This window comes from Clostridium aciditolerans (genome assembly GCF_016316925.1).
Classification (GTDB): domain Bacteria; phylum Bacillota; class Clostridia; order Clostridiales; family Clostridiaceae; genus Clostridium_AM; species Clostridium_AM aciditolerans.
Map to the genome: position 1 here is coordinate 1 of NZ_JAEEGB010000031.1, position 8382 is coordinate 8382.

Consider the following 8382-nt stretch of genomic DNA (forward strand, 5'->3'; position numbering starts at 1 on the left):
ATAATAAAGAAGAAATTCTAAAAAATATAGACGAGATAATATACAAATGCTGCGTGATAAAGAAAAGTATAGTTGAAAATGATGAAAGAGACAGGGGAGAGAGAATGCTGCTAAATTTCGGACATACATTAGGTCATTGTATAGAAAAGTACTTTAATTATGAGATTTATACCCATGGAGAAGCAGTAGCAATTGGAATGGCTCATATAACTAAGAAAAGTGAAGAATTAGGAATTACAGAGAAAGGTGCTTATGATTATATAAAAGGTGTTTTACAAAAATATGAGCTGCCATTTGCAATACCAGATGTAGATTATAATGAATTGTTTGAAGCAATTAACTATGACAAGAAGGCAGAGGATAATGCTATTAATTTAGTACTGTTAACTAAAGTAGGAGAAGGCAAAATTATTAACATAAGCATGGATGATATTGAAAAATATATAATTTAATAATTTGATTATAAAAGTGCTTAAAATAATACCGTGAAATTAAAGAGATAGGGGGCTATTTAATGGAAAATATACAATATAAAATTATTAATCCAGTAAAATTATCAGGAAATATAACAGTTCCACCATCTAAAAGTGATTGTCATAGAGCAGTAATTTGCGCTGGATTATCAGAAGGAGTTAGTGAAATAGAAAATATTACTTTTTCAGAAGATATAGAAGCTACCTGTGAAGCTATGAAACAGCTAGGTATAAATATAGTAAAATTTAAAGATGGTTTAATTGTAAAAGGTGAAAATAAGCTCAGTGTTAAAGAATCAAATATACACTGCTGTCAGTCAGGCTCTACATTAAGGTTTTTAATACCATTGGCAGCAACTTTAGGTGAGAAAGTTACTTTTGAAGGTGAAGGAAAGCTTGTAGAAAGGCCACTCAAGCCATACTATGATATTTTTAATAGCCAAAAGCTGCAATATAAAAATCAAGATGGAAAGCTTCCTTTAACAGTAAATGGAGTATTAAAGTCTGGTGAATATAAAGTTAAGGGAAATATAAGTTCACAATTTATAAGTGGATTACTATTCGCACTTCCACTTTTACAGGGAGACTCTAAAATAATAATTACTACAGAATTAGAGTCAAAGCCATATATAGATATGACGTTAGATATGTTGGATAAGTTTTCAATAAAGATAGAAAACAATAACTACAAGGAATTCATAATAAAAGGAAATCAAAAATATAAATCCTGTAAGCATATAGTAGAAGGAGATTTTTCACAGGCTGCATTTCTACTTACCATAGGCATTTTAGGGGAAGGCATAAAATGCAGAGGGCTTAATGCTAAATCGCTTCAAGCGGACAAGGCTATATTAGATATTCTTAGGAGTATGGGAGCACAGATTATTGAAAATGGAGGAGAAATAGAGGTTTCACCTTCAAAAACACAGGGTACAGTGATAGATGCATCTCAATGTCCAGATTTGGTTCCTGTACTGGCAGCCTTAGCATCTGTAAGTGAAGGCACTACGGAAATAGTTAATGCAGCAAGACTTAGAATAAAAGAAAGCGATAGATTGGCAGCTATAAGCTCTGAACTCAATAAAATTGGAGCAGATGTAGAAGAAAAAGAGGATGGATTAATAATAAGAGGAAAAGATAAGCTGAGGGGTGGGGAGACATATAGCTGGAATGACCATCGTATAGCAATGGCGCTGGCATCTATTTCCTCAAAATGTACAGAACCGCTTATAATAAAAGATTCTAACTGTGTTAAAAAATCCTATCCAGAATTTTGGCAGCATTTTAGAAAGCTAGGAGGCAATATAGATGAGTGGAGTGTGGGGGAACAATATTAAACTATCAATATTTGGAGAATCACATGGCAAGGCTATAGGAATTACAATAGACGGACTTAAGCCAGGGATAGAAATAAATCTAGATTATATAAAAAATCAAATGCAAAGAAGGGCTCCAGGATCTAGCGCACTTTCTACCCCAAGAAAAGAAGGAGATAATTTTGAAATACTAAGTGGATTTTTCAATGGTAAAACCACAGGAACTCCACTTTGTGCAGTAATTTATAATCAAAATACTATATCAAAGGATTATGAAATTACAAAAAATCTAATGAGACCTGGCCATGCTGATTATGCAGGACATGTAAAATATAATGGCTTCAATGATTATAGAGGAGGAGGACATTTTTCAGGGAGACTTACAGCACCTATAGTTTTTGCAGGGGCTGTTTGCAGAAAGATATTAGAAAACAAAAATATAATTATAGGAAGTCATATAAAGAGCATAGGAGAAATTAAGGAAAATAATTTTGATTTAAAAGATCTAGAGGTGGAGAAGCTAATTGAGTTATCAAAAGCTGAGTTTCCAGTGCTAGACTATAAAAGTAAAGAAAATATGGTGGAGAGTATTTTAAAGGTAAAGGAAGAAGGGGACTCCATAGGAGGAGTTATTGAAACAGCAGTGCTAAATCTTCCACCAGGAATTGGTGATCCATTTTTTAATTCTATAGAGAGTACTATTTCAGGGCTGTTATTCTCAATTCCAGCAGTAAAAGGAGTTGAATTTGGTGCAGGCTTTGACATAGGGTGTATGAAAGGTTCAGAGGCAAATGATGAGTATTTTATAGATAAGAATAAAAAAATAAAAGCCAGAAGCAATAATAATGGAGGAGTTACAGGGGGAATTACAAATGGTATGCCTCTTATATTTAGAGCTGCCATTAAACCTACCCCTTCAATATCCAAAACTCAAAATACGGTGGATATAGAAAAAAAGAAAAATGCTATTTTAAAGATAAAAGGCAGACATGATCCTTGTATTGTGCCGAGAGCAGTGCCAGTAATAGAAGCAGTGGCAGCAATAGCAATATTGAACTTAATATAAGAATTTTGCGTCGTAATTTTCTTAAATTTTATAACGGGGGTGCTATTTTGGAGAAGCTAAGCTGTTTAAGAGAAAAGATTGATATAATAGATGAAGAGATAGTTAAACTTTTTGAAGAAAGAATGGATATAGTGTGTAAGGTGGCAGAGTATAAGAAACAAAATTCTATGGAAGTTCTAAATGCTAAACGAGAAAATCAAGTTATAGAACTGCAGCTAAATAATTTAAAAAACAAATCCATAGAAAAAGAAACGGAAGAGCTATTAAAGCATATTATGCACATAAGCAGAAGTTTACAGAGCAAGTTATTAAAGGATGATGATATAAACTCTGAAAAGTATAAAAATAACTTTAAAATAGGCAGTGAAAAAGCACCTTTAGTAGGTTTTCAAGGAGTTCCTGCTTCATTTAGTCATGAAGCTTTAATTAAGTATTTTGGAGAAGATACTAAGGTTTCGAATTTTAAAAGCTTTAAAGATGTATTTGAGGCTTTAAAGAATGGCGATATACAATATGGGATTTTGCCTATTGAAAATTCATCAACCGGAGGAATTACTGAAGTTGATGATCTGTTGAGAAAATACAATTTCTATATAGTAGGTGAAAAGTGTCTTAAAGTAGACCATAATCTTCTAGTAACTAAGGATGCTGAGGCTTCAGATATAAAAGAGGTATACTCTCACGCACAAGCATTTCTTCAGAGCAGTAAGTTTTTTGAAGAACATGATGATTGGATGCTAATACCTTACTTGAATACAGCACAAAGTGCTAAATATGTAAGCGAAGAAAATAATAAGTCTAAAGCCTGCATTGCAAGTAAAAAAGCAGCGGAATTATATGGACTTAAAATCATAGAAGAAAATATAAATTATAATAACAATAATTATACAAGATTCATTATAATAGCTCAAGAAATTGAAGTTAATAAGGAATGTAATAAAGTTAGCATAGTTATTGCACTGCCTCATAAAGTAGGTACACTTTACAATATAACAAGACATTTCTATAATAATAATTTAAACATGACAAAAATTGAGTCTAGGCCAGTGGTAAATAAGTCCTGGGAATACTTTTTCTATATAGATTTTAATGGGAATATGCAGGATGAAAGTACCATTAATGCTCTAAAGGAAATAGAAAAAGAAAGTATATATTTTAAACTTCTAGGAAACTATAAATCAGATTGTAATATGAAGTAAAAAAGTAGGTGGAACTTAGAAAATATTAAAATATTAATATTTCATCGTAATAAATTAATATTATTTATAACTTAATAAAAAGATATGATTTCAGTAAGTTATTAATATCATAAAGAAATATAATTAGACTGTAGCACATTTGGGATGTATTAAATAGCTCTTCCATAAAAGTTATACATATATTGAAGTCCTTACTGTATTTAGCCTGCAACTAAAAACAGTAAGGACTTTTTATATTGGCGATTTACGTCTACTATTATATAATATAGTTAAAATTGCTCTGCTAACTCATAGGATTGGTGATAATAATTATGATAGATGATCTAGACTATAATAAGAAATATGATATTCAAAAATTTGATTGGGGTGAGGTTGTTTGGCTCCATGTTCCTTCTAATTTGTTGACTCAAAGGTTGAGTGCTGGCTTGGTAAAGTTTCTTCCAGGAAAGAAGCAAGCAAGGCATGTTCATTTTGGAGAGGAACAAATACTGTATGTACTTCAAGGAAAAGGAATGCATACAATAAATGGAGAAGAGCAAAAGGTAAAAGAAGGAATGGTTATCCATTGTCCACCTTATTCGGAACATGAAGTAGTAAATACAGGGGATAATGAGTTGATTTTTTTGGCAACATTTACTCCCTCTAAGTTATTAGAAGTGCGCCAAAGTATAACAATATCTAACAATAAACATATATTAGACATTGTAGATAAAGAAGTATTAGAAAATATTCAGGAAGAAATATCAGGGCTTTTAAAACTTTCAGTAGGTATAGCTGACAACAATAATAATTACGTTACAGATCCTATAAGAATACATAAGTTTTGTGATTTGTGCAAAAATATGAACATCTGTAAAGAAAAAGATAACAAATATAAAAGTGCTCTTAAAGGATTAGATAATGTATTTATATGCTGCAACAATATAATAATTATTATAATTCCTATATTGATAGGGGAAGAGATTGTAGGCTATGTAAAATGTGGACACTTTCTTATAAATAAGCCTGTAGATATCAAAAAATATATTATAGACAGTTATAAATGTGAAATTACAAACGTTGAGGAATTAGTAGCTGCTTATAATGAGATACCTATCATTCCTAAAAGTAGATTTTATGCTCTTCAGGAATCTTTAAGTATAGTTTCTAAACTTATTTCTAATATTATAGAAAATAATTTAGTAGAAAAAGAATTAAAAGAAAAAAATTATGAAATACTTAAAAATGCAAAAGAAAAATTATACCTAGAAGATGCATTAAAACAGGCCAATATAAAACTTTTAAGATCTCAAGTATCCTCAGGTTTTGAAAATCATAGGTTTAAACCTAAAAACTTTTTCAGTAGAGAAAGTATTGAGTACCCTCTTAAAGTAGAAAATAAGCTAAGAGCTGCAATTAAAAAATTTGATGAAGTCTTGTGTGAACAAATTATTTATGAAACAATCAATATATATGTACAAAAAGAATTTTCTGTTCAAGAAATAAAAGAAATATTTGAAGAACTTGTAGTAATTTTAAGTAGATTAGTTTACGAAGAAACTAATGATGATGAATTGTTTCTAAGTATTAGACAGAAATATAAAGAAGAGATAAAAAAGTATAATAGCTATAATATTTTACAAGAAATTTTAGCGGAATTTTCCAAAGAAAGTATAGGTATATTAAGAAATATAATGTTAAATGGCAAGTATGACCTTATACAGAAAATTAATTTATATATAGAAAATAACTTTAATCAAGATATTACCTTAGGCTTTCTTGCAGATATGTTTTTTATAACCCCTAATTATTTAAGTACTATTTTTAATGAGAAAAACGGTATATCCTTAAAGGACTATATAAATAAACTGAGAATAGAAAATGCTAAAAAGTATTTGGTAGAAACTGATATGAAAATATCAGATATAAGCAAAATAGTAGGATATAATCAACTAAGTTACTTTGGAAGTATATTTAAGAAGTTTGAAGGATGTACACCTAATGAGTATAGGATAAAATTAAGAAATAAATAAAAGGGTAGAGTTATTACGACTCTACCCCTGATTTTTAAAAGATTATTAAAAACAAGTTGTAGTTAAATCTTAAAGGTATTGTTCCTTAGAGTAGAAATTTTTTCTCCAATTAATATACTGATTAGCATATTTATATTGTATTATATTAAAGAATTTATCTAAAACTCCTAGTTTTTTTAGTCCTTTCAGCATTGATATTGGGTATTTTTGAATAATCTCAAAGTTTTTTCTAGGATCTATTATTTTTATAGATTCATCAGCTTGTACAAATATATGACCTAAACGTATATCTATTCTTGTAAATCCTAATGATTCAAAATCATTAAATATCTCAACTAATTGAAAGGCTAAATTTTCATTTAAATCATAAGTCTTTAAATATTCTTTTAGGGTCCTTCCATTTATAAAATCCATGATAATAGAATAATCATCATGCTGATATACTTTAGGGAAAAACCTGCTTTTACTTCCACACTGTAGAAGATAGAGCTGGCTTTTACAGGAATTTGCTTTGTTAAAAACCTTTATTACTTTATTAGGTGGCAGAAAATAAACTTTACCTTGATGACCTTGTCCAATAAATTTCAAGTTACTTATGTCTATACCACAGTAATAATTTTGATTACTATACTGATATAGATTCATAATAACAACTCCTCATTTAGTTATTCATGAATTTAATCTTTAGATTATGATGCTTTTTTAATGTATTATATTACAAATATATTAAAAGGTTACTATAGGTAAATAACTAGAAAATTTTATGAGTATATATCAGAAAACTCAACGCTTATTCTTTCCACCTTTTTATCTAATTCATCTTCATTATTTATAATGTCCAGAGGCTTATAGTATACTTCATTATTATCCACTGTTTTGCTAGGAAGAGAAATTACAAATTCACTGCCTACACCACAAGTGCTATAGGCACTTATAGTACCTTCATGAGCCTCTACTAATGCTTTAACTAAAGACAAACCTATTCCGCTTCCTTCCGCTCTTCTAGTAAGTACTTCATCAACTTGTCTGAAACGCTCAAATATTACATCTAGTTTATCTTGAGGTATTCCGCATCCAGTATCTTTAACAGTTATTATAATATCGCTGTTAATATCTTTAACATTTACCTCTATAGTTCCGCCTGACTTAGTGTATTTAATAGCATTAGACAAGAGATTTAACATGATTCTTTCAATTTTATCATCATCATAAGCTATTATCTTTTCCTCTGTATCTGTATCAAATATTAAATTAATTCCTTTACTTTCAACATAATCAGCAACGGATAAAGTAATATTTTCTACTGTTTCAATAATGTTATTATTAGCAAAGTGCATATGAAGAAATCCAGAATCAAGTCTTGTAAGGTCGATTATATTATTAATAAGCTTTAAAAGTCTGTAGGAGTTTTGTTTCATAATACCAATGTATTTTTCAAAGGCACAGGTAAAGTTATTATAATTATCTTTAGAGTTATTATACATAGAGTTAAGAAGCTGAATGCTGCTTAATATAATATTTAATGGTGTTCTAAGTTCGTGAGATATATTACTAAAAAATTCAGTTTTTAGTCTGTCATACTCTATTGTTTGTTCTAAGAGTTTTTTATTTTCTTCAATCATATTTTTTTGTTCTGTAATGTCTTTAATATAGCTTAGAACTTGAGTATTACTTTCATCAGGTAATGGAGTAGAGTATGCATCGCAAATAATCTGTGTACCATCGATTCTAAGCATATTCATCTCTTTTGGAACAACTTCAAACCCCTGTTCTAAACGACTTATTCTTTGAGATGCTAGCTCTTTACAGGAGGAATCTACAAAATCTAGTATAGGTTTTCCTACTACTTCATTTATATGTTTTGCCCCAAAAAGCCTTAATCCGGGTTCATTTACATAAGAGATAATTCCTTTGTTATAGGTATAAACACCAAGTGGTGATAACTCAATTATTTTTTTATTTCTTTCAGTAATTTTTCTTAACTCTTTTTCTGCTTTTAATCTGTCACTTATATCTCTTATGACGCATAGTTTTACAAATTTATCATTAAGCTTAAATGCATGTGTATTTACTTCAACAGATAATGTTGTGCTATCTTTTTTTAAAAGGCTAGTTTCAAAAGTATAGCAATGCTCTTTTGTGTAGTCCTCTATATGTATTAAGGTATCCTTAAAAAACTTTTTATATTCTGCTGGAAACTCACCTTCAGCGTAAACATCATCAGGAGTCATATTTAGGAGCTCTTCTTTGCTATAACCAAGAAGCTTTGTAGCTACACTATTTACTTCTATAAATTTTCCAGAGGTTCCATCAGAA

General features: G+C 29.7%; 7 protein-coding genes. 5 read left to right on the top strand and 2 right to left on the bottom strand.

What is annotated here, in order from left to right; all coding sequences use genetic code 11:
- The 5 genes from I6U51_RS18575 to I6U51_RS18595 all read left to right on the top strand — a co-directional run.
- Positions 1-452: 3-dehydroquinate synthase family protein (locus I6U51_RS18575; RefSeq protein ID WP_425489779.1), on the top strand; the 452-nt coding region annotated here is incomplete at its 5' end.
- Between the two features lie 71 nt (positions 453-523).
- Positions 524-1810 (top strand): 3-phosphoshikimate 1-carboxyvinyltransferase, encoded by a 1287-nt coding sequence (gene aroA / locus I6U51_RS18580; RefSeq protein WP_211144070.1) that lies wholly within the window; start codon positions 524-526, stop codon positions 1808-1810.
- Positions 1782-2855: a chorismate synthase gene (aroC, locus tag I6U51_RS18585; protein ID WP_211144066.1), complete on the top strand. Its 1074-nt coding sequence runs from the start codon at positions 1782-1784 to the stop codon at positions 2853-2855. Before aroA ends, aroC begins: the two co-directional genes overlap by 29 nt.
- 47 nt (positions 2856-2902) lie before the next feature.
- Positions 2903-4054 (top strand): prephenate dehydratase, encoded by a 1152-nt coding sequence (gene pheA, locus I6U51_RS18590; RefSeq protein ID WP_211144067.1) that lies wholly within the window; start codon positions 2903-2905, stop codon positions 4052-4054.
- A 311-nt stretch (positions 4055-4365) separates the two neighbouring features.
- A complete protein-coding gene (locus I6U51_RS18595; RefSeq protein WP_246517490.1) occupies positions 4366-6066 on the top strand; it encodes a PocR ligand-binding domain-containing protein in 1701 nt (566 codons plus the stop codon).
- 69 nt (positions 6067-6135) lie between these two features.
- On the opposite strand, the gene I6U51_RS18605 is transcribed toward I6U51_RS18595, so the two are convergent.
- Positions 6136-6711 (bottom strand): BUD32 family EKC/KEOPS complex subunit, encoded by a 576-nt coding sequence (locus I6U51_RS18605; protein WP_211144068.1) that lies wholly within the window; start codon positions 6709-6711, stop codon positions 6136-6138.
- Positions 6712-6827: 116 nt separating this feature from the next.
- A partial coding sequence (locus I6U51_RS18610; RefSeq protein ID WP_211144069.1) for a PAS domain-containing sensor histidine kinase occupies positions 6828-8382 on the bottom strand: 1555 nt, incomplete at its 5' end.

Bases quoted from the DNA above. Each gene is read 5' to 3' on its own strand.
- I6U51_RS18605 (WP_211144068.1), bottom strand. From the start codon at position 6,711: ATGAATCTATATCAGTATAGTAATCAAAATTATTACTGTGGTATAGAC.
- aroC (WP_211144066.1), top strand. From the start codon at position 1,782: ATGAGTGGAGTGTGGGGGAACAATATTAAACTATCAATATTTGGAGAA.
- I6U51_RS18595 (WP_246517490.1), top strand. From the start codon at position 4,366: ATGATAGATGATCTAGACTATAATAAGAAATATGATATTCAAAAATTT.